This window comes from Sanguibacter sp. 25GB23B1, assembly GCF_040012415.1.
Taxonomy (GTDB): domain Bacteria; phylum Actinomycetota; class Actinomycetes; order Actinomycetales; family Cellulomonadaceae; genus Sanguibacter.
Genome location: NZ_JBDYKL010000050.1, coordinates 1 through 23,229 on the forward strand (window position 1 = coordinate 1; position 23,229 = coordinate 23,229).

At 71.0% G+C, this 23,229-nt stretch carries 15 protein-coding genes; 5 read left to right on the forward strand and 10 right to left on the reverse strand.

Annotation, left to right across the window (positions count from 1 at the left end; translation table 11 throughout):
* Positions 1 to 216: 216 nt before the first annotated feature.
* The 3 genes from purM to ABKW26_RS19000 all read right to left on the reverse strand — a co-directional run bounded on the left by purM (position 217) and on the right by ABKW26_RS19000 (position 3,323).
* Entirely contained in the window at positions 217 to 1,320 is a 1,104-nt protein-coding gene (purM, locus tag ABKW26_RS18990; protein ID WP_348595648.1) for a phosphoribosylformylglycinamidine cyclo-ligase, read from the reverse strand.
* Positions 1,321 to 1,363: 43 nt separating this feature from the next.
* The gene (gene purF / locus ABKW26_RS18995) at positions 1,364 to 2,911 is read right to left on the reverse strand and encodes an amidophosphoribosyltransferase (RefSeq protein WP_348595649.1); all 1,548 of its coding nucleotides are present in this window, start codon (positions 2,909 to 2,911) and stop codon (positions 1,364 to 1,366) included.
* 100 nt (positions 2,912 to 3,011) lie between these two features.
* On the reverse strand, positions 3,012 to 3,323 hold the full coding sequence (locus ABKW26_RS19000) for a hypothetical protein (RefSeq protein WP_348595650.1): 312 nt from the start codon (positions 3,321 to 3,323) through the stop codon (positions 3,012 to 3,014).
* Between the two features lie 72 nt (positions 3,324 to 3,395).
* Between ABKW26_RS19000 and ABKW26_RS19005 the strand changes: the two genes are divergently transcribed.
* Positions 3,396 to 4,694 carry a VWA domain-containing protein gene (locus tag ABKW26_RS19005; protein ID WP_348595651.1) on the forward strand — a complete coding sequence of 433 codons (1,299 nt, stop codon included), beginning with the start codon at positions 3,396 to 3,398 and terminating at the stop codon, positions 4,692 to 4,694.
* Between the two features lie 90 nt (positions 4,695 to 4,784).
* Here ABKW26_RS19005 and ABKW26_RS19010 read toward each other — a convergent pair whose 3' ends face one another.
* Positions 4,785 to 9,407: an ExeM/NucH family extracellular endonuclease gene (locus ABKW26_RS19010; RefSeq protein WP_348595662.1), complete on the reverse strand. Its 4,623-nt coding sequence runs from the start codon at positions 9,405 to 9,407 to the stop codon at positions 4,785 to 4,787.
* Between the two features lie 413 nt (positions 9,408 to 9,820).
* Positions 9,821 to 10,423 carry a TetR family transcriptional regulator gene (locus tag ABKW26_RS19015; protein ID WP_348595652.1) on the reverse strand — a complete coding sequence of 201 codons (603 nt, stop codon included), beginning with the start codon at positions 10,421 to 10,423 and terminating at the stop codon, positions 9,821 to 9,823.
* 74 nt (positions 10,424 to 10,497) lie between these two features.
* Between ABKW26_RS19015 and ABKW26_RS19020 the strand changes: the two genes are divergently transcribed.
* A complete protein-coding gene (locus ABKW26_RS19020; RefSeq protein ID WP_348595653.1) occupies positions 10,498 to 11,316 on the forward strand; it encodes an SDR family oxidoreductase in 819 nt (272 codons plus the stop codon).
* Between the two features lie 22 nt (positions 11,317 to 11,338).
* Here ABKW26_RS19020 and ABKW26_RS19025 read toward each other — a convergent pair whose 3' ends face one another.
* Positions 11,339 to 11,710 (reverse strand): sterol carrier family protein, encoded by a 372-nt coding sequence (locus ABKW26_RS19025; protein ID WP_348595654.1) that lies wholly within the window; start codon positions 11,708 to 11,710, stop codon positions 11,339 to 11,341.
* A complete protein-coding gene (locus tag ABKW26_RS19030) occupies positions 11,710 to 13,206 on the reverse strand; it encodes an RNB domain-containing ribonuclease (RefSeq protein WP_348595655.1) in 1,497 nt (498 codons plus the stop codon). Before ABKW26_RS19030 ends, ABKW26_RS19025 begins: the two co-directional genes overlap by 1 nt.
* A 257-nt stretch (positions 13,207 to 13,463) precedes the next feature.
* Here ABKW26_RS19030 and ABKW26_RS19035 point away from each other — a divergent pair, with 257 nt between their 5' ends.
* Positions 13,464 to 14,462 carry a hypothetical protein gene (locus ABKW26_RS19035; RefSeq protein ID WP_348595656.1) on the forward strand — a complete coding sequence of 333 codons (999 nt, stop codon included), beginning with the start codon at positions 13,464 to 13,466 and terminating at the stop codon, positions 14,460 to 14,462.
* Positions 14,463 to 14,806: 344 nt separating this feature from the next.
* Positions 14,807 to 17,338 (forward strand): LuxR C-terminal-related transcriptional regulator, encoded by a 2,532-nt coding sequence (locus ABKW26_RS19040; protein ID WP_348595657.1) that lies wholly within the window; start codon positions 14,807 to 14,809, stop codon positions 17,336 to 17,338.
* Between the two features lie 75 nt (positions 17,339 to 17,413).
* Here the strand turns inward: ABKW26_RS19040 and gdhA are convergent, their stop codons facing one another.
* Positions 17,414 to 18,751 carry an NADP-specific glutamate dehydrogenase gene (gene gdhA, locus ABKW26_RS19045; protein ID WP_348595658.1) on the reverse strand — a complete coding sequence of 446 codons (1,338 nt, stop codon included), beginning with the start codon at positions 18,749 to 18,751 and terminating at the stop codon, positions 17,414 to 17,416.
* A gap of 389 nt (positions 18,752 to 19,140) precedes the next feature.
* On the opposite strand from gdhA, the gene ABKW26_RS19050 reads away from it, so the two are divergent.
* Entirely contained in the window at positions 19,141 to 20,448 is a 1,308-nt protein-coding gene (locus ABKW26_RS19050; RefSeq protein ID WP_348595659.1) for a hypothetical protein, read from the forward strand.
* A gap of 18 nt (positions 20,449 to 20,466) precedes the next feature.
* On the opposite strand, the gene ABKW26_RS19055 is transcribed toward ABKW26_RS19050, so the two are convergent.
* Both ABKW26_RS19055 and ABKW26_RS19060 read right to left on the reverse strand, forming a co-directional pair.
* Positions 20,467 to 21,417, reverse strand: coding sequence for a hypothetical protein (locus ABKW26_RS19055; protein WP_348595660.1), 951 nt, complete (start codon positions 21,415 to 21,417; stop codon positions 20,467 to 20,469).
* The gene (locus ABKW26_RS19060) at positions 21,414 to 23,093 is read right to left on the reverse strand and encodes an AMP-binding protein (protein WP_348595661.1); all 1,680 of its coding nucleotides are present in this window, start codon (positions 23,091 to 23,093) and stop codon (positions 21,414 to 21,416) included. The genes ABKW26_RS19055 and ABKW26_RS19060 overlap by 4 nt, the downstream gene beginning before the upstream one ends.
* Positions 23,094 to 23,229 lie beyond the last annotated feature (136 nt).

Below are 23,229 nucleotides of genomic sequence, written 5' to 3' on the forward strand. Positions count from 1 at the left end.
CCCCCCCCCCCCCCCCCCCCCCCCCCCCCCCCCCCCCCCCCCCCCCTGAGTGGTTTCGGGCTGAGTGGTTCGGGCTGCGCACGTTGAGGCTGAGCGCCTCCGGGGTGCGCACGTTCGGGCTGAGCGGTGGCCTCCGGAACGCGGCCGTGCCGAGCGTGCGTGTGGCGAGCCTGTGTGTGGCGAGCCTGCCTGTGCCGAGCGCGCCCGCAGCCGCTGCTAGACCCGGTACTCCCCCACGAGTCGCACGGCACCGCCGTCGACGCCCTTGGAGCCACGCAGGACCCCGGCGTCCTGTGCACCGTCGTCGGTCGTGACGGTGCCGAGCACCCAGGCGGGCAGTCCGAGCGCGGAGAGGCGCACCAGGGCCGCGTCCGCGCCGTCGGCGCCGACGACCGCGACCATGCCCACGCCGAGGTTGAGGGTGTTCTCGAGGTCGCTCCACGGCACGCCGCCGAGCCCGCGCACCACGTCGAAGACTGCCGGCACGGCCCAGCTCCCACGGTCGACGGTCGCGCTCAGACCCACGGGGAGCACGCGCGCGAGGTTGGCCGCGAGGCCGCCACCGGTGACGTGGGAGAACGCGTGCACCTGCGCTGCAGCGTCACGGGCGAGCGCGAGGCAGTCGCTCGCGTAGACGCGCGTCGGCTCGAGGAGCTCCTCGCCGAGGGTCCGTGAGAACTCCGGGACGTCGCGCTCGAGCGCCCAGCCGGCACGCTTGACGACCGCACGGACGAGCGAGTAGCCGTTCGAGTGGAGGCCGGAGGACCCGAGCGCGATGACGACGTCGCCGTCGACCACCTTGTCAGGACCGAGCAGAGCCGACGCCTCGACGACCCCGACCGCGGCACCGGCGACGTCGTACTCGTCGGGCGCGAGGAGGCCAGGGTGCTCGGCGGTCTCTCCGCCGACGAGCGCGGTCCCGGCGACCTCGCAGGCGGCGGCGATGCCACGGACGATGTCCGCGACCCGCTCGGGGACGACCTTCCCGGTCGCGATGTAGTCCGTCATGACGAGAGGCTCGGCACCGCACACGACGATGTCGTCGACGACCATGCCGACGAGGTCGAAGCCGATGGTGTGGTGGATGTCGAGCGCCTGGGCGATCGCGACCTTGGTACCCACGCCGTCGGTGGACGAGGCGAGCAGCGGCCGCACGTACGCCTTGAGCATGCTCACGTCGAACAGACCGGCGAAGCCACCGACACCACCGAGGACGTTGGGGCCGTGCGTCCGCGCGACCGCCGCCTTCATGAGCTCGACGGCGCGGTCGCCCGCAGCGGTGTCCACTCCAGCGGCGGCGTAGGTGAGGCCATCAGACACGTTTGTCACTCCAGGTTCAGGGGTCGAGCGGGCAGGTGCCCGGTCAGGGGTGTGCGAGCGCCGTCGAGCCACCGGCCGAGACCGTGAGCGACGTGAGACCGTCCTCAGGAGCGCCCAGCGGCAGCTCGGCCTGCTCGAGGAGGTGCTTGCCGAGCTGGTCGGCGTCCGGCAGGTCGATCGGGTACTTGCCGGTGAAGCATGCGCTGCACAGCTGCGAGGCCGGCTGCTCGGTGGCGGCGATCATGCCCTCTTCGGAGATGTAGCCGAGGGTGTCCGCCCCGAGGGACTTGCCCACCTCGTCCGGGCCGAGGCCGTTGGCGATGAGCTCCGCGCGGGACGCGAAGTCGATCCCGTAGAAGCACGGCCACCGCACGGGCGGCGAGCTGATGCGGACGTGGACCTCGGCGGCGCCGGCCTCGCGGAGCATGCGGATGAGGGCGCGCTGCGTGTTGCCGCGGACGATCGAGTCGTCGACGACCACGAGGCGCTTGCCCTTGATGACCTCGCGCAGCGGGTTGAGCTTGAGGCGGATGCCGAGCTGGCGCAGGGTGTCCGACGGCTGGATGAAGGTGCGTCCCACGTACGCGTTCTTCGTGAGGCCCTGGCCGAACGGGATGCCGGACTCCTGGGCGAAACCGACGGCGGCAGGTGTGCCCGACTCGGGGACGGGAATGACGAGGTCGGCCTCGGCCGGGTGCTCGCGGGCGAGCTGGCGCCCCATCTCGACACGCGCCGAGTGGACGGACCGGCCCTTGATGGAGGTGTCCGGCCGGGCGAGGTAGACGTACTCGAACACGCAGCCGGCACGTTCCGGCTCGGCGAACTTCTGCGACCGCAGGCCGTCCGCGTCGATCGCGACGAGCTCGCCCGGCTCGATCTCACGGACGAAGCTCGCGCCGACGATGTCGAGGGCCGGGGTCTCGCTGGCGACGACCCAGCCGCGGTCGAGACGGCCGAGGACGAGCGGGCGGACCCCCTGTGGGTCCCGGGCGGCATAGAGCGTGCGCTCGTCCATGAAGACGAGGCTGAACGCGCCACGCAGCCTGGGGAGGACCTCCATCGCCGTCTGCTCGAGGGTGTGGTCCGGGTCGCCGGCGAGCAGTGCGGTGACGAGCGCGGTGTCGGTCGTGTTGCCGCGGGCGAGCTCACCGCGGCGCTGCGCGCCGTACCGCTCGGCGACGAGGTCGACGAGCTCGGCCGAGTTGACGAGGTTGCCGTTGTGCCCGAGCGCGATCGTGCCGGACGCCGTGGCACCGAGCGTGGGCTGGGCGTTCTCCCAGGTCACGCCGCCGGTCGTCGAGTACCGGCAGTGCCCGACCGCGATGTGCCCGGTGAGGGCGTTGAGCGCGGTCTCGTTGAAGACCTGGGACACGAGTCCCATGTCCTTGTAGACGAGGATCTGCTCACCGTTGCTGGTGGCGATACCTGCCGATTCCTGACCTCGGTGCTGCAGCGCGTACAGACCGAAGTATGCGAGTTTCGCGACCTCTTCGCCGGGTGCCCAGACACCGAAGACGCCACAGGCGTCTTGCGGTCCCTTTTCACCAGCCATGAGGTCGTGATTGAGAAGTCCATCTCCACGGGGGGCCACGTCTCAAGTGTGGCACAGGGCGTCCGGAGGCTCGCGCGGGGAGCCAGCGGGCGGACGCTCGTTCGCCGACGGCCCGTCAGCGGTGGGGGCGCGGGCGGGCTCAGCGGGCGGAGCGGCGGTCGGCGAGGATCGCGAGCAGCCCGGCGACGAGGGTGGTGACGAGCGTCGTGCCGAAGACGATGACGATGACGTAGATCCACCGGTTGATCATGTCCGGGTCCGAGACCCACAGACCGAGGGCGACGCCCAGTGCGATCCCGAGGAGAGCGCCCGTCCAGAAGAACGCCCGGTACCGCGGCGCACGGCGCAGGCGCGCGGGCTGCGCGCTCGCCTCGACGGCCGCGAGGTCGTCCACCGGCTCGGGCACGGGAAGGTCGGGGGTCTCGGGGTGTCCGTGCTCGGGTGTGCTCACCGAGCAAGTCTATCGATGGAGCGCTCTGGCGACCGTCGGCTACATTCTCCGGGACGACGAGGAGGCGAGCACATGCAGCTCACACGGGGCGCCAACGGCCCGCTCACCAGCCCATCCCTGACGATCGCGGTGTCCGGTGCCCGCACCGGAACGGTCGACCTCATGGCCTTCCAGCTCACCGACGACGGCCGGGTGCGCGGGGACCACGACTTCGTGTTCTTCAACCAGCCGGCATCGGTCGAGGGCGGGGTCCGGCTCACCGCCGGCGACTCGATGGCACTCGACCTCGGGGCTGTGCCGCCCGAGGTGGTGACCATCGCGGTCGCCGTCGCTCTCGACGCGTCGATCGACGGACCGCTCGCGGGCATCAGCGCGCTGGGCGTGCGGGTCGAGCAGCCCGGCGAGCCCACGATCGAGTGCCCCGTGGCCGGGCTCACGACCGAGCGCGCTGTCGTGCTCCTCGAGGTGTACCGCCGGGGTGGCGGCTGGAAGGTGCGCAACGTCAGCGCAGGCTGGGACGGTGGCCTCGACGACCTCGTGCGGGAGCACGGCGTGAGCGTCGACGACGAGCCTGCCCCGGCCGCTGCCACGGCTGCCCCGCCCGCTCCCCCTGTTCCACCCGCTCCCCCGGCTCCGCAGTCGGCAGCGTCACCCGCACCCGGGAGCCGCCTCTCGTTCGAGAAGCGCCAGGTGCTCGACCTCCGGAAGAAGGAGGTGCACAAGGTCCTGCTCACGAAGGACGCCGCGAGCGTGCGTGCACGCGTGGTCCTCGTGCTCGACAAGACGGGGTCGATGCGCAAGCAGTACAACCTGCGGGTGGTGCACCGCGTGGTCGAGCGCATGGTGCCGGTCGCGCTCCAGCTCGACGACGACGGGACGCTGGAGCCCTACCTCTACGCCCGCTCGTTCCTCCGCCTGCCCGATCTCACCGCGGACGATCTCGAGGAGTGGCCCGAGACGTACCTGCACCTGGCCGGGACGCACGGGGGCCTGGACTACGACTCCATCGGGCACGGGAACGACGAGCCCCCGATCATCTCGGAGATCCTGCGCACGCTGCGCCGCGGGGACCCGATGCCCACGCTCGTGCTGTTCTTCACGGACGGCGGGTTCTCGAAGCGGCGGGAGATCACCGAGCTCGTGCGCGAGGCGTCGAGCCTGCCTGCCTTCTGGCAGTTCGTCGGGGTCGGGCGGGCCAACTACGGGCTGCTCACCACGCTCGACGACCTGGAGGGCCGGGTGGTCGACAACGTCGGGTTCTTCGAGCTCGACGACATCGACACCGTGTCGGATGCCGAGCTGTACGCCCGGCTGCTCGGAGAGTTCCCCGACTGGCTGCGGGCCGCCCGGGCCGCCGGCATCACCGGCTAGCCCGGACGGCCCGCAGGTCGTCCTCGGTGATGCCCGCCAGGCCTCGCGGGCCTGGCAGGCATCACCGGATCGTTCAGGTTCGTCAGCGGCTCAGAAGAACCACGGCCAGAAGTTCCCGGCCGTCTTGCTGTAGTGCGAGCGGTACACCTGCGACGCAGGCTTCCCGTTGATCGTGGCGGTCGCGGTGAAGGTCGCCGTGCCCGCCTTGATCGCTCCGCGCTGGGTGAACTGCGTGATCACCGTCTGGCCGGGCCGCACCTTGGTGAAGGTCCGGTCGCCCAGCGGCGTGCTGATCGCGATGCTCGCCGTGGCCCGGTCGAGGTTCGTCGCCGCGACGATGACGTAGCTCGTGGAGAACAGCTTGAACGAGACCGCGTGGGGCTGGATGCGCACGCCCTGGACAGGTGCCACGGCGTTCACCGTGAGCGGCAGCCGGACCGTGGTCCCCGTCGGCGACGCGACGAGGTACAGCCCGTACTGACCGGCTGCGGTGCCCGGCGGCACCGTCGCCGTGACCGACGCCGCACCGGCGCTCACGGCCGTGGCCGCGATCGGGTTGGCCGACGGGTCGAACGCGATCCCTGCCGGCACGAGGTACGCCGAGAGGGTCGTGTTCGCCGGGGAGCCGAGCGACGTGAGGTCGAGCTTCGCGACGTCGACCGTGACCTGCGCCCCGGCGTCGACGGTGCCCGGGAGAGCACCTGCCTGCACGCCGCGCCGGGCGAAGCTCGGCGTGAGAGGCGAGTTGTCCTCGATGTAGGAGATCCACGCGTCGCGGTCGATGAGACCCGAGTCGCGAGCATCCGTGCCCTCGAGGAACGCGGTGAAGTTGTCCCCTCCGGTGGCGAGGAACGAGAACGTCGCGATCCGGTACTCGGCCGCGGGGTCGATCGCCGCGCCGTTCACCGTGATCGACGTGATGCGCTCGCCGCGGGGCAGCGTCGGGTCGTAGGTGTACGACACGTTGTCCGAGAGCCCGAGGTTGAGGAACGGCCGCGAGCTGCCGTCCGGCTGCCACTGCTGCTCGAGGAGCGCCTTGAAGTCCGCGCCCGTGAGCGTGAGGGACCACAGGTTGTTGACGAACGGCAGGACCGCGTTGGCCTCGGCGTACGTGATGACGCCGTCGTCGCCGACTCGCAGGTCTGCGCGCAGACCACCGGGGTTGACCACGCCGATCTCGGCACCGCCGCGCTCGGCAGGCTCGAGCGTGTCCCGCAGCGAGTTCGCGACGAGGTTCCCGAGGGTGGACTCCGAGGAGCGGTCGTCCCGGTTGCCGTCGACGTAGGCCGTGGTGATGTCCGCCGTGACGGAGCCGACCGGCTGGTTGCCGATGACGGCAGCGTCGGCGATCGCCTTGTCGACGATCGTCTTGACGGCCGCGACCCGCGGGTACGTGGCGACGAGCTCGGCGGCCGGCGTCGTCGTGCGGGCCACGTTCTGGACCGTGTACGCGAGGACGTCGAAGGACTCCGGGTCGACCGTCAGCGTGATCTGGCCGATGTTCTCGCCGTAGCTGCCCGTCTGGATGATCGGGCGGGTCTCGCCGGGTGCACCCGGGACGGGGGCGTCCCACGCGTACTGCTTGTGCGTGTGGCCGGTGAAGATGGCGTCGACGCGGGCGTCCGTGTCGGTGACGATGTGCGCGAACTCGCCGCCGGCGGCGACCTCTTCCTCGATGGTCGAGCCGTCGGGCGTGCCGGCCGGCGCTCCCTCGTGGAGGAGAGCGACGATGACCTCGGCCTCGCCGTTGCTCTCGTCGCCGTCGGAGAGCTCGGCGGTGACGCGGTTGATGGCCTCGACGGGGTCGCCGAAGTCGAGGGCTGCGATGCCGGCCGGGGTGACGAGCGCGGGCGTCTCCTCGGTGACGGTACCGATGACGCCGACGCGCACGCCGTCGACCGTGAGGACCTCGTACTCGGGCAGCGCCGGGTTCGTCGTGCCCTTGTCGTAGACGTTCGCCCCGAGGTAGGGCCAGTCGGACGCGTCCGTGACGCGACCGGTGAGGTCCTCGAAGCCACGGTCGAACTCGTGGTTGCCGACGGCCGAGACGGCCAGCTCCAGGGCATTGAGGACGTCGATGGTCGGCTGGTCGTCCTGCGACGCGGACGCGAAGAGCGACGCGCCGATGTTGTCACCGACGGACAGGAACGCGGTCCCGTCCGGGTTGGTGGCACGGAGCTGCTCGATGGTGCCGGCGAAGTTCACCGTGTTGCCGTCGATCCGGCCGTGGAAGTCGTTGATCCCGAGGAGGTTGAGCTCCACGGCCTCAGGGGTGGTCGCGATGCCCACGACCGCAGGGTCGTGGTCGCTCGACCGGAACGGCGTCTCGTCGTAGAGGATCGACGCGTTGTAGTTGTAGCGGCTGTACTCGTTCGCGATGGGCTCGACCGAGTTGATGTTCCAGATGTCGACCCCGGTGACGGACGCCGTCGCGGCCTCGGACCCGAAGACGTGGTCGAGGGAACCGACGTAGCCGTCGAAGAGGTACGTGTTCTCGCCGGTCGTCGCCGTGAGGTTGGTGTACCCCGCGTCGGCGAGGACGACGAGCGGGTCCTCCTGCGTGTAGGAGTTGAAGTCTCCGACGAGGAACACCCGGTCCGTGCCCGTGGCCGTGACCTGGGCGTCGGCGAAGGCGACGAGCGCGGTGGCCTGCGCGACGCGCGAGGCGTTGGACGCGCCCTGCCCGTCGCCCTGGTCGGCGTCGGCGCCCGTGCCGGAGCCCTTCGACTTGAAGTGGTTCGTGATGACCGTGAACGCGCGGGAGACGTCCGAGCCGACCGGCGTGAAGGTCTGCGCGAGCGGCTGGCGGGCGTTGACGAACGCGGGGTCGTCGAAGACGACCGACTCGCCCAGGGTCTCGACGGCCGCCGTGCGGTAGATGTAGGCCGTGCGGATGACGTCCTCGTCGGCGGGGAGCACGGCGGGCGACGGGACGAAGGCCCAGACGTCGGAGCCGGCGGCCGCGTTGAGGGCGGTCACGAGGTTGCTGAGCGCGTCGTCCCGGTCCTTGCCGAACGCGGCCGAGTTCTCGATCTCCTCGAGAGACACCACGTCGGCGTCGAGCGCGTTGATCGCCGCGACGATCTTCGTCTCCTGGCGGTCGAGGCTCTCCTGCGTCGCGGCGCCGCGGGCGTCGCAGCCGCCACGGACCGTGAGCGGGACGCCCGACCGGTCGGTGTAGTAGGTGCAGCCGGTGAGCTCGTCGCCCGTCGTCGTGAAGTAGTTGAGGACGTTGAAGGTCGCCAGGCGGACGTCACCGCCGACGTCCTCGGGTGCTGCGGTGCGCGTGTCGGCGAACGTCGCCGGCTGGACCGCCTGCGCCACGTCCGTGGTCAGGTGCGTGAGCGGCTGGAACGTCCACGCCTCGAAGCGGTAGTCGAGGACCACCGGGGTGACGAACGTGGTCGCCGCCCCGACGCGGACCGGTGCGCCACCCGTGAGGTACGGGAGCGGCACGGACTTGTTGGCCGTCGAGTTGAAGTTCGTCGTCGCGCCGTCGTCGAGGACGACCTCACGGGCTGCACGGTCGGCGACCGCGGCGGCTGCCTCGGCGCTCCCGGGACGACCGACGTCGGTCGGCTGGACGAACGCCGTGGTGCCGGCCGCGAGGGAGAGCGAGCCGTAGAAGTTCGTCGAGTAGTTGTCCGAGACGACGTAGTCGCCTGCGGGCTGGACGAGCATGCCCTCCAGCGCCTCGCGCTGCTCCTCGACCGCGGGGAACGCGACGTTGGCGGGCTTGACGGCCTCGACGGCCTCCTCGACCACGGAGAACGAGGTGGCGGAGATCTGGGTCAGCGTGAAGTACTCGCTCACCGTCCCGGTCACCTCGACGTACTGGCCGACCTGGAGGCCGGCGGCGGCCGCAGCCGAGTAGACGAAGATGCCGTCGGACTGCGTGTGCGTCGCGAGGTCGAGGTCACCGCCCGTGCCGGGGGTCTGGATGTACAGACCGTCGTAGCCACCGGTCGGGAAGGACGCCGTGACGACGCCTCGGGTGGTCACCGTCTGCCCGGCGAGGGGGCTGGCCGCGCCGGCGCCCTGGATGTCGGCGATCGGGGTGACGGTCCCGACGGGCGGGTCGGTCGGCTCCTCGGTCGGCTCCTCCGTGGGCTCCTCGGTCGGCTCTTCGGTGGGCTCCTCGGTCGGGTCCGGGTCCGGACCGGTGCTGGCCGCGTTCTGCGGCGTCACGGTCTCGAGGAGCGTGAAGTCCGCCGCGTTGTCGTCCGTGTCGACGAAGTCGGTGCGGTTGAGCGAACGCGGCACGTTGTTCGCCGTCGGTGCCGTGGCCACGGCCGTCTCGAAGGTGTTCGACGTGCCGTAGCCGAGCAGGTCGACCACACGCGCGTCACCGACGACCGAGCCGGTCGGCAGCGTGATCGCCGTGGGGGACACGACGAGAGCGAGCGTGCCGGTCGTCCCGGACGCGTTGAGCCCCGGCGCCACGACGTCCGCGGCAGGCAGCGGGGCACCGTTGGCGCCGTTGGACCCGCCAGAGACGAGGAAGTACCCGCCGGCCGCGATCGTGCCGGAGAGCGGCGCCGTGCTGCTCGAGCCGGCGGTCCCCGTCGCGGAGCGGTACTGGACGGACCAGCCGCTGAGGTCGATCGGGGCGCTCGTCGGGTTGTAGAGCTCCACGAACTTGTTCGTGAACGGGGCGTTCGCGCTCCCGCCGCTGAGGTACGCCTCGTTGATGACCACCGAGGACCCGTCCACGGCCGTGGCGACCGACCCGACAGAGGCCGCAGGGACGAGGGCTTGCGCCGTCGCCACCGGGCCGAGGATGAGTGCACCGGAGAGCGTCGCTGCGAGCGCGCCCCTCCGTCGTGCAGTGTGCCGCTTGTGACCAGAGAACACGCTTGCTCCTTCTTCGGTGCGACGTCAGCCGCGCGCAGGTGGCGCGGGCCGTCCGGTCACCGTTGACCGTCGCTCGCATCCAACCGCACGCTCATGAACGCCTGGTGTCAACCAAGGCAAATCCCTTTGAACTCCCCCGACTTAACCACACACTTCGGTGGAAGGGGCCCCTGTCGCGCACACGTTACCTAGCGGTAACAAACGGGCGTACCAGTTCTGGCTGGTAGGAGCCCTGCACGGCCCTTCACGGCCCTGAGCGGCCGTGGCGCGACCTAGGCGCGGACTGCCGCGACCGCCTCGTCCCAGAGGTCCTCGAGGGACGCCGCACCGTCCCGACGGAGCCAGGTCTCGGTCGCGGTGTCGAGGCACACGAGGGCGCTCGCGACGATCGCGGCGGCCCGGTGCTCCGCCGCGGAGCCGTCGACGCCGGTCGCTCGGAGCCGCTGCGCGAGCGTGGGGACGAGCAGCTCCTGCCAGCCGAGCTGCTTCTCGAGCCGGCGCGCCCGCAACGACGGGCTGTCGTGGAGCATCCGTGCCATCTGCAGCTCGACCGCGCTGGACGACGGCACCTCGTCCCGCAGGACGAGGAGCGCCCCGCGGACCGCCTCCCACGGGGTCTCCTCCGCCGGGCGTCGGGCGAGCTCGGCCTGGACGCGGTGGCCGCGGTCGAGGAGGTCGCCGAGGACGACGTCCTCCTTGGTGGCGAAGTAGCGGAAGAAGGACCGTCGGGAGATCCCGGCCGCCTCGACGACCTGGTCGACGGTGGTGGCCTCGAAGCCGTTGTCGAGGAACAGCGGCATCGCCGCCTCGACGATCTCTCGTCGCACGGCTCGGCGGGTCCTGTCGCGGATGCCTGGCTCGTCGTCTGCGCTCACCGGTCGATCCTAGGCCGTCGCCCCTTCGGGCCATACCTGACACTTAGTGCCACATGTGGCGTACAGTGGCGCACATGACTCGTGACTACTCCGCACAGACCACGCTCATCACCGGAGCCAGCTCCGGCATCGGCGACGCACTGGCCCGCCGGCTCGCCGCCCGCGGCTCCGACCTCGTGCTCGTCGCGCGACGCCTCGACCGTCTCGACGACCTCGCCGGCGAGCTGCGCGCCAGCCACGGCGTCCGCGTCGAGACGATCGCCCTCGACCTCACGCTCCCGCACCCGGGAGCCACGCTCGTCGACGAGGTCGCACGCCGTGGCATGACCGTCACGAGCCTCGTCAACAACGCCGGGTTCGGCACCGACGGACCGTTCCGCGACGAGGACCCCACCCGGCTCTCCGCGCTCGTCGCCCTGAACATCGGCGCCGTCGTCGACATCACGCACGCCTTCCTCGGTCACCTGACGGCAGCCGGCACCGGAGTGCTCGTCAACGTCGCGAGCATGGCGGGCTACCAGCCGATCCCGGGCATGGCCGTGTACGCCGCGTCCAAGGCGTTCGTCCTCAGCTTCACCGAGGCGCTCTGGTGGGAGACGCGAGGGACGGGTGTCCGCACGATGGCGTTCTCCCCCGGCCTCACCCGCACCGAGTTCTTCGACGAGATCGGCACCGAGAACTACGGCGGGAGCTTCCAGAGCCCCGACGAGGTCGCCGCCGCCGCCCTGCGCGCGCTCGACCGCCGCGGCGCAGCCCCGAGCAGCCTCTCCCGTCGCGGCGCCGCGCTGAGCGTCGTCGCGTCCCGACTCCTCAGCCGACGCACGACCGTCCTCGCGACGGCGCGGATCTCAGGCGCAGCGCGGCGCATGCGAGCTCCCGTCGTCCGCGCCTAGCGGACGCGGGACCCGGATGTCGCTAGCGGGCCCGGGTCGCCTGGAGCGGGAGCAGCTCGGAGATGTCGGACCGCTCGCCCGACGCGCTCACACGGCCGTCGTGCACAGCGTCCGCCCAGACGATCCCGCCGGTGGCCAGGCCGAGCCACGTCTCGGGATCCGTCTCGACGACGTTCGGCGGCGTGCCCCGCGTGTGCCGCGGACCCTCGACGCACTGGACCGCTCCCCACGGCGGCACGCGGACCTCGACCGCGTGGCCCGGCGCGACGTCCGCCAGCTCCTCGAGGGTGAAGCGGACGGCCGTGGTCACGACGGCCCGGTCCCCCGCACCCTCGCGCCACGCGGCCACGGCTGCTCGACCGTCGGCCGGGTCGGTCCTGCGTCGCGGGGGCACTAGTCCTGCCCGTGCAGGTGGAACACGATGGTGCGCGCCTCGATCGAGGCCTCGGCCAGACGCACGGCGACGACCTCGCCCAGCGGCAGCCCCGCACCCTCGCTGCGCACCACGCCCCGGACGGTCGGCTCGTCGATGACGACCTGACCCTTGTTCGGGTCCTTGCCGTCGAGGTCGACGACGACACCCGAGAAGACGTCGCCGACCCGCCCGTTGAGCAGCGCTGCCTCGACGACGTCGATCGCGGCGCGCTCGAACCCTCCGGCGCGCTGACCGCTGCGGGACATGATCTTCGGCAGCTCCGCGAAGGCCTCGCGCACCCACGCGGGCACGTCTGCCGCAGAACCACCAGCGCACAGCGTCAGGCAGATCTCGGTGCCGTACCGGTCGACGAGCCGGCGCAGCGGGGCGGTGACGTGGGCGTACTCGGCGGCGATCGCCGCATGCTCCGAGCCCTCGGGCACGTCACCCTCGAACGTGAGGTATCCCGCCCCGCGGAAGAGCGAGGTCGCCTCGTTGAGGAACGCGGCGTGCGGCGGCTCGGACGAGTCGAGCCGCGCGAGGAGGTCCGCGTACGGCTCCTCGGCGGGCCACGGGATGCGCAGGGCGCGGGAGGTGCGTCGCAGGCGCTCGACGTCGCGCTCGTCGCTCTGCGGCAGCGTGCGGAAGATCCCCATGCCGCCCTCGCGCATGACCCGCGCCGCGGCGATGCCCGTGAGCAGCGAGATCTGGGCGTTCCACCCCTCGACGGGGAGGACCGAGCGCAGCTCCAGACCGTAGGTGCCGTCGGCATCGACCGTGACGTTCTGCTCCGGGACGTCGAGGGAGACCCCGCCGCGCGCACGCTCGATCTGCTCCCGCAGGAGTCCCACGACACGCAGCAGCTCGAGCACCTCGCCCGCGGAGCCGTCGTCGATCGCCCTCTGCGCCTCGTCGTACGTCAGGCGGGCGCGCGAGCAGACCATGCCACGGGCGACGTGGACGGACACGACCTCGCCCGTCGCGTCGAGCTCGATGCGCCAGACGACGGCGGGACGTTCCGCGTCCGGGAGGAGGCTCGCGGCCCCCTCGGAGAGGACGGGCGGGTGGAGCGGCGTCCGACCGTCGGGGGCGTAGAAGGTCATGCCGCGCGTGGCGGCCTCGCGGTCGACGGCGCCGCCGGCGACCACGAAGTGGGCCACGTCCGCGATGGCGTACCGGACGACGAAGCCGGAGTCCTCTCCGGCACGGGCGGGGCCGCGCTCGATGTGGACGGCCTGGTCGAGGTCCATCGACCCGGGCGGGTCGATCGTCACGAACTCGATGTCGAGCGACCCGCGGTCGTGCCCGTCGGTCCCGCCGACCCCGTGCTTTGCAGCCCGCTCGGCCTCCATGAGGACCTCGGGCGGGAAGGCCTCGGGGATGTCCATCTCGCCCCGCAGGCGGGTGAAGGCGGAGCGGATCCGCTCGGGGACCGTCGATGCCGGGAGGGCGATGCGCAGGTGTCTGGAGGGCACGACCCGACTCTACGACCCGGTCCCGGTCCGTGCCGCGCGAGGCCGTGACCAGCACACACCCGGACGCCGCGTTATCGGCTAACACACGGACGGCGGCGTCGCGAGCACCCGAGAGGGTGAATCAGAGGGTTAAAAACGCGGGTCGGCGAAATCCGCACCTCGCTGCCCGGCGAGAGTTCACGTCAGCGAAGCGCTACCCGCGACGAGACGCTCTCCCCCCGTCCCACCGCGGCCCGTCCACAGACGAAGGAAAACACGTGCGCACTACTCAGGCCACCCGAGCTGCCGAGCCCACCTCTTCGATGTTCCCCCGCGCAGCGACCGTGCGGATCTCCGCCCTCGCCACCGCGTTCCTCACGGGAACGACCGCGATCAGCCTCCTGGTCGCACCGTCAGCCGGAGCGGCTGCCCTCACCACCGCTACCGCCACGGCGGGCACCACCCAGTCCGTCGCCACCACGTGGGGCCACGACGACAAGCGCAACGACTCGTCCTGGAACAAGTGGCAGAAGCCGTCCACGAAGCCGGCACCCGTGTCGAACGAGACCAAGACCGTCGCCTGGCTCATGCCCAAGAGCACCAAGGCCGAGGTCTCCTGGCCGCAGGAGCTCGCCGGCACCGTCCCGGCGTGCGGCACCGGCTGGTACCAGGTCGACGTCTACCGCTACGGCACCCCCGAGCAGAAGAAGCTCGTCGACGAGATCCTCTCCGACGGCATCCTCACGGGACCCGAGGAAGACGGCAAGGTCTACGTCAGCCACACGTTCGTCCAGCCCGTGAACGACCCGGCGACGTGCAACCCGACGCCGGAGCCTACCCCGGAGCCCACGCCCGAGCCGACGCCGACCCCTGAGGTCCCCGAGGAGGAGACCCCCGAGGTCGAGGAGACCCCGAACCCCGAGGTCCCCGAGGAGACACCCACCCCCGAGGTCCCGGTCGAGGAGACCCCCGAGCCGACCGTCCCCACGACTCCTGAGGAGCCCGCCACCCCGACCGTCCCCGTGGACAACGCCGAGGTGCCCGCGGTGACGCCGCCCACCTCGGGTGTCGGCGGCGCGTTCGGCCAGGCACCTGCCCCGGCCGTCGTCCCGTCCGTCTCCGGCGCGACGCCCCAGGCCGTGACGGTCGAGGACCAGGACGGCGTGCTCGCAGCGACCGGCGCGAAGGTCGGACTCCTCTCCGCGCTCGCCGCCGCATTTATCGCAGCCGGCATCGTCGCATTCCGCATCAGCCGCCGGGCACAGGCCGCCAAGTAGCTTCTGAAGAGTCCTCTCGGACAGGGATCGCATGGAGCTTCCGGCTGATAATGTCGGAAACTTCATGCGATTCCCTGTTTCTGCTGTGACCATCTCCACGTGCGCCTTCTGAACGAGCGCTCGTACCTCTACCATCGGTTGTCACCCAGGTCATCGGCGATCATCACCCCCGCGCTCCAGACGCCCCGCCGACTGATATCGAGGGTGTCCGAAGGGTCCCGCGTCGCATGTCCGAGCAGCCGAACAACCCATCACCTTCCGGTGGGTTCTACGGTGGACCGCGCGTACCGTCTTTTCTCATCCCCCGCCCCGAGCTCGTCGAAGAATTGTCGACATCCGCCCCATTGACGATCGTCCGGGGCCCCGGGGGCAGCGGCAAGACCGTCCTCCTCGCAGAATGGGCAGCCCGCCGTGATCCGGCAGCTCCCCCCGGCGTGTGGGTCACCGCGCACGAAGGCGCCGCCACCCGCCTCGCGTTCTGGCGCGAGGTCATCATGACGATCATCGACGCGGGCTACGCCGAGTACGCCCCCGTGTTCGGACGGCTCGTCGCCGAGATGCGCGTCACCGACGATCCCCGCCGGCTCCTCGTCCGGGGCTTCGGCCAGCTGCGCACCCCCCTCGTCGTGGTCGTCGACGACTACCAGCACGTCCAGGACCAGGACGTGCACGACGACATCGTCTTCCTCCTCCAGCACTGCCCGAGCCTCGCGTTCGTCATCTCCACGCGAACGCTGTCGTCCCTCGAGCTGCCCGTCACCTCGCTCTCCCTCGACACGGTCGTCGTCGACCCCGCGACCCTGCGCTTCACCCTCTCCGAGACGGCGACGGCCTTCGAGCAGGCCGGGTTCACCTGCTGGGAGAACCTCGCGCTCGCCGCGCACGACCTCTCCGACGGATCCGCCATCGCGATCCGGGGCCTCATCGTCGCCCTGCAGATGGAGCCCGACGGGCTCGAGGCCCCGGAGATCTCGTCCCGGCTCATCGACGCGAGCGCGACGATGCTCCACGACTCCGTCGTCGGACGGCTCCCGCCCGACTCGCTGCAGCTCGCGATGCGCTGCTCGGTCGCCGACCTCCTCGCGCTCGACCTCGTGGTCGAGCTCGCCGACCTGCCCGACCTCGCCGCCGCCGAGACGGCGTTGAGCCAGCTCGAGGCCGCCGGCATCGGCATGTGGGCGGTCACCACGCTCGGACGCACCTTCCAGATCTCCGAGCTCATCCGCTCCCTGCTCCGCGCGGAGCTCCGCGCCCGGTCGCCCGAGGTGGTCGACGACCTCGTCCGCACGGCGGCCGCGTGGGCCCTCGAGAACGACCAGCCCTTCGTCGCGCTCCGCGAGGCCGTCTCGATCTCGGACCTCGACCTGGCAACACGCGTCGCCCAGGCGCGATGGTTCACGCTCCTCTCGTACCACCCCGAAGCGGTGGTGCGGCTGCTCTCGCCGCTGTCGATCCGGCGCCTGTACAACTACCCCATCCTCGCGATGGTGCTCGCGCTCGCCTACAACTCCTCCGGGGCGCACCGGGTCCGCGCCATGGAGATGTTCTCCATCGCGAACGCCTCGGCCAAGCTCCGCAGCACCAAGGCCGGCCCCGCCGAACGGCTCATCCTCCTGACGATCCAGAGCGCGTCGCTGCGCTCGACCGGTCACGTCGACCAGGCCATGGGCGTGACCGACCGCGCGATGCGCCTCTTCTCCGACCTCACCATGGCGCAGCGCGACGAGCTCACGGCGATCCTGCCCGTCATGCTCGAGCACCTCGGCCTCACCCTGTACTACGGCGGCCAGGCGGAACGCGCCATCAGCGCGTTCGAGACGAGCTACGCGATGGCCGAGTCGGCCGGGGCCGAGAGCCGCCACCACGCCCAGGCGCTGCGCTGCGGGACCCTCGCGATGCAGGGCGAGATCACCACCGTCCGACCGCTGCTCGAGAAGGTCCGGGGCGAGCTGTGGCCGGAGGCGTGGAAGCACGGCTACTACGGCGCGCTCTACCGGCTGGGCGAGGCGCTGTCCGCGCTCGAGCAGTTCGACTTCCCGCGTGCGCAGTACGAGCTCCACCTCATGCGTGCGCACGTGAACCTCACGGAGCACTGGCCGCTCTTCCGCTACGCCCAGGCGATGATCGACCTCGGCCTCGGGCGGTCGGCCGAGGGCAGCGCCGCACTCGAGATCGACATGACGACGTCCGCGCACCTGCCGACCATCAGCGAGCGGTCCCGCGCGCTGCTCGACTCGTGCCGGGCGGCACTGCTCATGGCCGACGGCCAGGGCGTCAAGGCCGAGGCGCTCCTCGAGGAGCACCCGAGGACATCCCCGTGGATCGCGGTCATGTGGTCGCGCCGCTGGCTGCTGGCCAACCAGCCGGAGAAGGCGATCCGCACGCTGAGCCGGGTCACGGGAGACGACACGCTCTCCGTGCGGCTCCGCGCCGAGTCCTTGCTCGTCCGCGCAGCGTCTGCGCTGCGCCTGGAGAACACCCCGATGGCGCTGCGCAACCTCGATGCCGCGGTCCGTCTCATGACGGAGCACCAGCTCCGCACACCGCTCATGCTCGTGCCTCGCAGCGACCTGCTGGCGTTGCGTACGGCGGCCTCTGCCCGGGACCACGACCCGACCGCGGAGTTCCTCGCCGACCTCACGAAGGTCCCCCCGGTCTTCCCGTCGCTGCTCTCCACGGTCAAGCTCGCCGAGCGCGAGCTCATCGTGCTCAGCCACCTCGTCAACACCGGCAACATGGCCGAGATCGGCCGCGAGCTGTTCGTCTCCGCGAACACCATCAAGACGCAGGTGCGCAGCATCTACCGCAAGCTCGAGGTCTCCTCACGCGAGGAGGCGCTCATGCGCGCGCACGAGCACGGGCTGCTCGGCGACTGACGGTAGGGCCTCGAGCGGGTGCCGGTCGGGCCCAGGCACCTGCCGGACGGGCCCCAGATGCCTGCCGGTCGAGGCTCAGATGACGCCGAGGGCGATCATCGCGTCGGCGACCTTGATGAAGCCCGCGATGTTGGCGCCCGCCACGTAGTTGCCCGGCTGGTCGTAGGTGTCGGCGGTCTCGGCGCAGCGGTCGTGGATGCCGACCATGATCTGCTCGAGGCGGTCGGCCGTGTGCTCGAACGTCCATGCGTCGCGGCTGGCGTTCTGCTGCATCTCGAGCGCCGAGGTCGCGACCCCGCCGGCGTTCGCTGCCTTCCCGGGTGCGAAGAGCACCCCCGCCTCCTGGAACGCGGCGACCGCGTCCGGGGTGGTCGGCATGTTCGCCCCTTCGGCGACGGTGAGGACGCCGTTCTTCAGGAGCGTGTGCGCGTGGGTGAGGTCGAGCTCGTTCTGCGTCGCGCACGGCAGGGCGACCGTGGCGGGGACGTCCCAGATGGAGCCGCCCTCGACGAAGGTGCCCGACGAGCGGCGGTTCTCGTACTCGGCGACCCGGCCGCGCTCGACCTCCTTGATCTGTCGGAGGAGGTCGAGGTCGACGCCGGCCTCGTCGACGACGTAGCCGGAGGAGTCGGAGAAGGCGACGACGAGCGCGCCGAGCTCCTGGGCCTTCTGGATCGCGTAGGTAGCGACGTTGCCGGAGCCGGAGACGACGACGCGCTGGCCCTCGAGCTCCAGCCCGCGGGTCTTGAGCATCTCCCGGGCGAAGAGGACCGTGCCGTAGCCGGTCGCCTCGGTGCGCACGAGCGAGCCGCCCCAGGAGATGCCCTTGCCCGTCAGGACGGCGGACTCGTAGCGGTTGGTGATGCGCTTGTACTGGCCGAAGAGGTAGCCGATCTCTCGACCTCCGACGCCGATGTCACCGGCGGGGACGTCCGTGTACTCGCCGATGTGCCGGTAGAGCTCGGTCATGAACGACTGGCAGAAGCGCATGATCTCGCCCTCGGACCGGCCGCGCGGGTCGAAGTCCGCTCCGCCCTTGGCACCGCCGATGGGCATGCCGGTGAGGGAGTTCTTGAAGACCTGCTCGAAGCCGAGGAACTTGACGATGCCGAGGTACACCGACGGGTGGAACCGCAGCCCGCCCTTGAACGGCCCGAGAGCCGAGTTGAACTCGACACGGAAGCCACGGTTGATCTGCACGCGGCCGGAGTCGTCGACCCACGGCACGCGGAAGATGATCTGGCGCTCGGGCTCACAGATCCGCTCGAGGACGGCAGCGTCCACGTAGTGGGGGTTCTTCTTGAGCACCGGAGCGAGCGAGTCGAAGACCTCCCGGACGGCCTGGTGGAACTCGGCCTCGCCGGGGTTGCGGCGGAGCACCTGGTCGAGCACGGGGGCGAGCTGGCCTTCCATCGGGCGATCTCCTTCGTCACGCACTGCTCCCGCGGCCGCGAATGGGACGGGAGTACCACTTGGGGCACCGGTGCAGCGTACCGGTGCCGACCGCGGACCCTTCGGCGCCGTCCACGGTCGCGAGGCGCCAGCCTCCTCCGTCCCGGATCACGTTGACGTGACCGCACAGGCACCACTCCGGCCGCCGAGCTCGGGCACTCACCTCGACCTCGGGCCTCTGAGCGCCCGAGGTCGGGGCGGATGCCCGAGGTCGGCGGCGCCGGGTTTCGCAGGGAGGGCCCGAGGTCGCCGCGCGATTCAGCGCTCGGGCCTGCCGGAATCCTCAAGTCTGCCCGGTTTCGTGTCGATCTGGTCTGTGCATCGCACCTCCCACAGACAGGACACCGATCGTGCCGACCCACCGGCTGGACCGTCGAGCATCCGCGCTCCTCGTGCTCGCGATCCTCGGGCTCGCCGGCTGCTCGGACGAGCCAGCTCCTGTGCTCCAGTCACGCGTGACAGCGGAGGCGACGGAGGTGACCGTCGACGAACCGCTGACGTTCATGCCCCCGGACCGCTCGTCGAACATCGTCTTCGGGCTCAGCGCCGACGGGCCCGAGCGCACCGACGTCCACGGGTCCTACCGTCAGGCCGCCATCGCGGACGACTCCCCGGTCTTCCAGTACTCCCCCGACGTCGTGAGCCCGGAGGTCGAGGCCGCGTACTCGCCCAACGAGATCGCCGAGGCGCAGCGGAAGGCCGTCACCTTCTTCGTCCAGGAGTACATCGACTCCGAGATGGTCGCAGACGACAGCGCCGAGACGCGGGCCGTCGTGGCGGAGCGCCTGCGCGCAGAGTTCCCCGCCGGTGACTTCTGGGACACCGAGCTTCCCGCGGCGTTGACCGACCCCGACTGCACCTACCTCGTCGACTGCAGGTCGACCACGCGGGACCCCGCTCTCGGGCGGACGCTCGCAGACGGGTCAGACCTCCGCTTCACGCTCCTGAGCTTCGTGACCACGGAGATCTTCCTCGGTGACGAAGGTGCAGTCGTCGTTCGTCTCGTGGCGCACTACGAGCGCGCGCTCGGCATCCCCGACCAGGAGCATGCGTTCGAGACGACCTCCGCCCAGGCGACCTACGCCGTCGTCACGGACGGAGGCGCGTGGCTCCTCGACGGGTGGGAGGTCGAGATCGCCTCGCTGGACGTCGGGGCCCTGGTCGAGGGAGGTTCGGAGTCCCTGCCGTTCCTCGATGACGTCGACTGGGGCACGGTGCCCAGCGGTTTCACGCCGCAGTCGTTCGAAGGAGTCGACTACGCGCTCGCCCCGGAGTGGGAGCGTGGCGGCGAGGAGGCGTGGGCGTGGCTCCCCGGCGAGTTCGGCGACGACATCGTGGTCGAGTCGTTCGTCGGCCCCGAGCTCGAGCCCACGGGAGAACGCGCCGACCTCGCGGTCGTGATGGTGCCCAAGAGCCCCGGGATGAACATCTCCGACGTGGACTGGGCCTACGCCGTCGACGGCGCGTCGTACCGCGTGAAGGTTCCGGGGGCCGAGTGGTCCACCGGAGAGTTCAAGCCGGTCTCGTACGACGAGCGGGACATGGTCGACGTCTGGGTCGAGACCGACGACGCGTACCTCTGGTTCACGATGTACGCCGAGCGCGGCGAGGGCGAGGCCGCGCTCCGGGAGCTCGCGCAGACCATCACTGTCCCGTGACGCGTCGCAGCCCGGCGGCTAGGCCCCGACGGCCGCGAGGCGCGTGAGCACGGCTGCCGCCTCCGGGGTCAGGGTCGAGGCGTGCTCGAGCAGGGCGGTGGACGCCGCGCGCGTGAGGTGGTCCGTTCGTCCCGCGACGGGCAGAGCCGCCAGCACGGCCGGGTCCAGCGTCACGGTGATGTCGAGGAAGCCCTCGTCGAAGGTGGGCTCCTCGTCCTCGCCGTCGTCCGGCGTGCGCAGGGTGACCAGCGCCTCCTGGAGGAGCTGCGACGTGATCATGGGCGGGTTGCGCTCGCCGAGAGCGACGGCGATCCGTTCGTTCGCGTCACGTGCGGCGTCGAGCCACGACTGGTCGTGCAGGGCACCGACCGCAGCCTCGACCGAGAGCCACGTCCCCTCGGGGTCGTGGTAGTCGAAGAGGTGCGGCCACTGCGTGGTGCCGAGGGCGATGCTCGGCCAGCCCTTCTCCGCACGGTCGGTGAGGTTCGCGCTCCGGGTGACGGAGACGGCCTTGACGTGCCCGCGCGCGCCGCCCGGTTCGTTGATCGCGCGGTAGAGCCGCAGGGCAACGGTGTCGTCGAGCTCTCGCTCCCGCCACGGGATGGTGTCCTGCGGGTCGTACGACCCGACGACCGACGGGTCGGCGGCTGCGCGGGCCACAGTGTCGGGGCCCGCGACGAGCACCGCGTGCAGCGCGCGGACGAACCGGCGCCGGGCGAACCGCCGCTCCGGTCCCTGCCACGCGTCGCGCTTGAGGTATCGGGCGTGGTCCTCCGTGTCGAGCAGGCCCATCGCACGGCCGAGCTGGTCGTCGGCGGCGAGGAGAGTCTTGCGCGGCAGCGCCGTCGCGGCGGCCGAGATCCGGTCGAGCGCGTCGGGCGTCACGCGGCCACCCGCCGGCGCGAGGAAGGCCCAGAGTGCCTTCCAGTCCGCGGGCTTGGCCGCAGCACGGCTCAGGAGACCCCTCACGCGTCTGTGCCGGCCGCGCGCTGCGACTCCTCGCGGAGGACGACGCGGCGGATCTTGCCGGAGACCGTGGTGGGCATCTTCTCGACGAACTCGATGATGCGCGGGTACTTGTACGGCGCCGTGCGTTCCTTGACGAACGTCTGGATGTCCTTGACGAGCGCGCTCGACGGCACGTAGGCCTCACCGAGGACGATCGTCGCCTTGATGACGCTCCCGCGCACCTCGTCGGGCGCCGCGGTGATCGCGCACTCGACGACGGCGGGGTGGCCCATGACGACGCTCTCGACCTCGAAGGGGCCGACCCGGTAGCCGGAGGTCTTGATCATGTCGTCGGTGCGGCCGACGTACCAGAAGTACCCGTCGGCGTCCCGTCGGGCGAGGTCGTGCGTGTGATAGAAGCCGTCGTGCCACACGGACGCGGTGGTCGCGGGGTCGCCGGCGTATCCCGTGAAGAGGCCGATGGGCTTGGTGCCTTCCGGCAGGCGCAGGCAGATCTCGCCGTCCTCGTCGACGCCCGCCTCGGTGCCGTCGTCGGTGAGGAGGACGACGTCGTACCCGGCCGACGGCAGGCCCATAGAGCCGGGCTTGGTGGCCTGCCAGTAGTTCGTGACGACGGCGAGGGTCATCTCCGTCTGCCCGTAGCCCTCCTTGAGCGCGATGCCCGTCTGGTCGCGGAAGGACTCGTAGACGACCGGGTTCATCGCCTCGCCCGCGATGGTGCAGTGCGTCAGGGCGGAGAGGTCGTAGGACGCGAGGTCGTGCGTGATGAGGAAGCGGTAGACGGTCGGGGCGGCGCAGAACGTCGTGACGCGCGCTTCCTCGAGGTGCTTGAGGAGGCGGACGGGGTCGAAGCGGTCGAAGTCGTAGACGTCGACGCACGCCTCCAGGAGCCACTGGCCGTAGAGCTTGCCCCACACGGACTTGGCCCAGCCGGTCTCGGAGAGCGTGAGGTGCAGGCCGTCCGGGTCGACGCGGTGCCAGTACTTGGCGGTGGCGATGTGGGCGATCGGGTACGAGTAGTCGTGGACGACCATCTTCGGCTGCGCCGTGGTGCCCGACGTGAAGTAGAGGAGCATCGCGTCGTCGACTGCGGGGAGGTCCTCGGGGGACGGCTTCACGAAGGACGGGGCCGCAGCCATGCCGGCGTCGAGGTCGTCCCAACCGGCGCGCTCGCCGCGGACGCCGACCTTGAGGAGCGTGCGCCCCGTCTCGGCCTCGGCGGCCTCGACCTCGGCGGCAACGTCACCCTCGAGGGTGCAGACGACCGCGGAGATGTCGGCCTCGTCGAGGCGGAACACGAGGTCGTAGCGCAGGAGCTGGTTGGTCGCCGGGACGGCGACGGCGCCGATCTTGTGGAGGGCCGTGATGGCCCACCAGAACTGCGCGTGGCGCTTGAGGATGAGGAGCACCCGGTCGCCCTTGCGGATGCCCTGGGCGAGGAAGTACGACGCGGCCTGGTCGCTCAGCCGCTGCACGTCGCCGAACGTGTAGTCGGCGCGCTCGCCCTCGTCGTTGCACCAGCGCAGCGCGCGGCGGTCCGGAGTCTCGGCGCCGAGGCGGTCGACCACGTCGTACGCGAAGTTGAAGCCCGGCGGGCAGCTCAGCGAGAAGGAGAGCGGGTGGCCGTCCTCGGCCAGCTCCTCCGTGAGGTAGTCCGTGTGCAGACCGACCAGCATGCTCGTGCCTCTTCCGTCGACGACTCGTCCGGGCTTCGACGCTAGCACCGGCCGGGCGCCAGCATCCGGGACCGAACCGGGCGTGCTCTTGAGGACCGGACGTGCTCCGCAGGGCACGTTCCGTCCTCAAGAGCAC

Bases quoted from the DNA above. Each gene is read 5' to 3' on its own strand.
- ABKW26_RS19005 (WP_348595651.1), top strand. From the start codon at position 3,396: ATGCAGCTCACACGGGGCGCCAACGGCCCGCTCACCAGCCCATCCCTG.
- ABKW26_RS19020 (WP_348595653.1), top strand. From the start codon at position 10,498: ATGACTCGTGACTACTCCGCACAGACCACGCTCATCACCGGAGCCAGC.
- gdhA (WP_348595658.1), bottom strand. From the start codon at position 18,751: ATGGAAGGCCAGCTCGCCCCCGTGCTCGACCAGGTGCTCCGCCGCAAC.
- ABKW26_RS19060 (WP_348595661.1), bottom strand. From the start codon at position 23,093: ATGCTGGTCGGTCTGCACACGGACTACCTCACGGAGGAGCTGGCCGAG.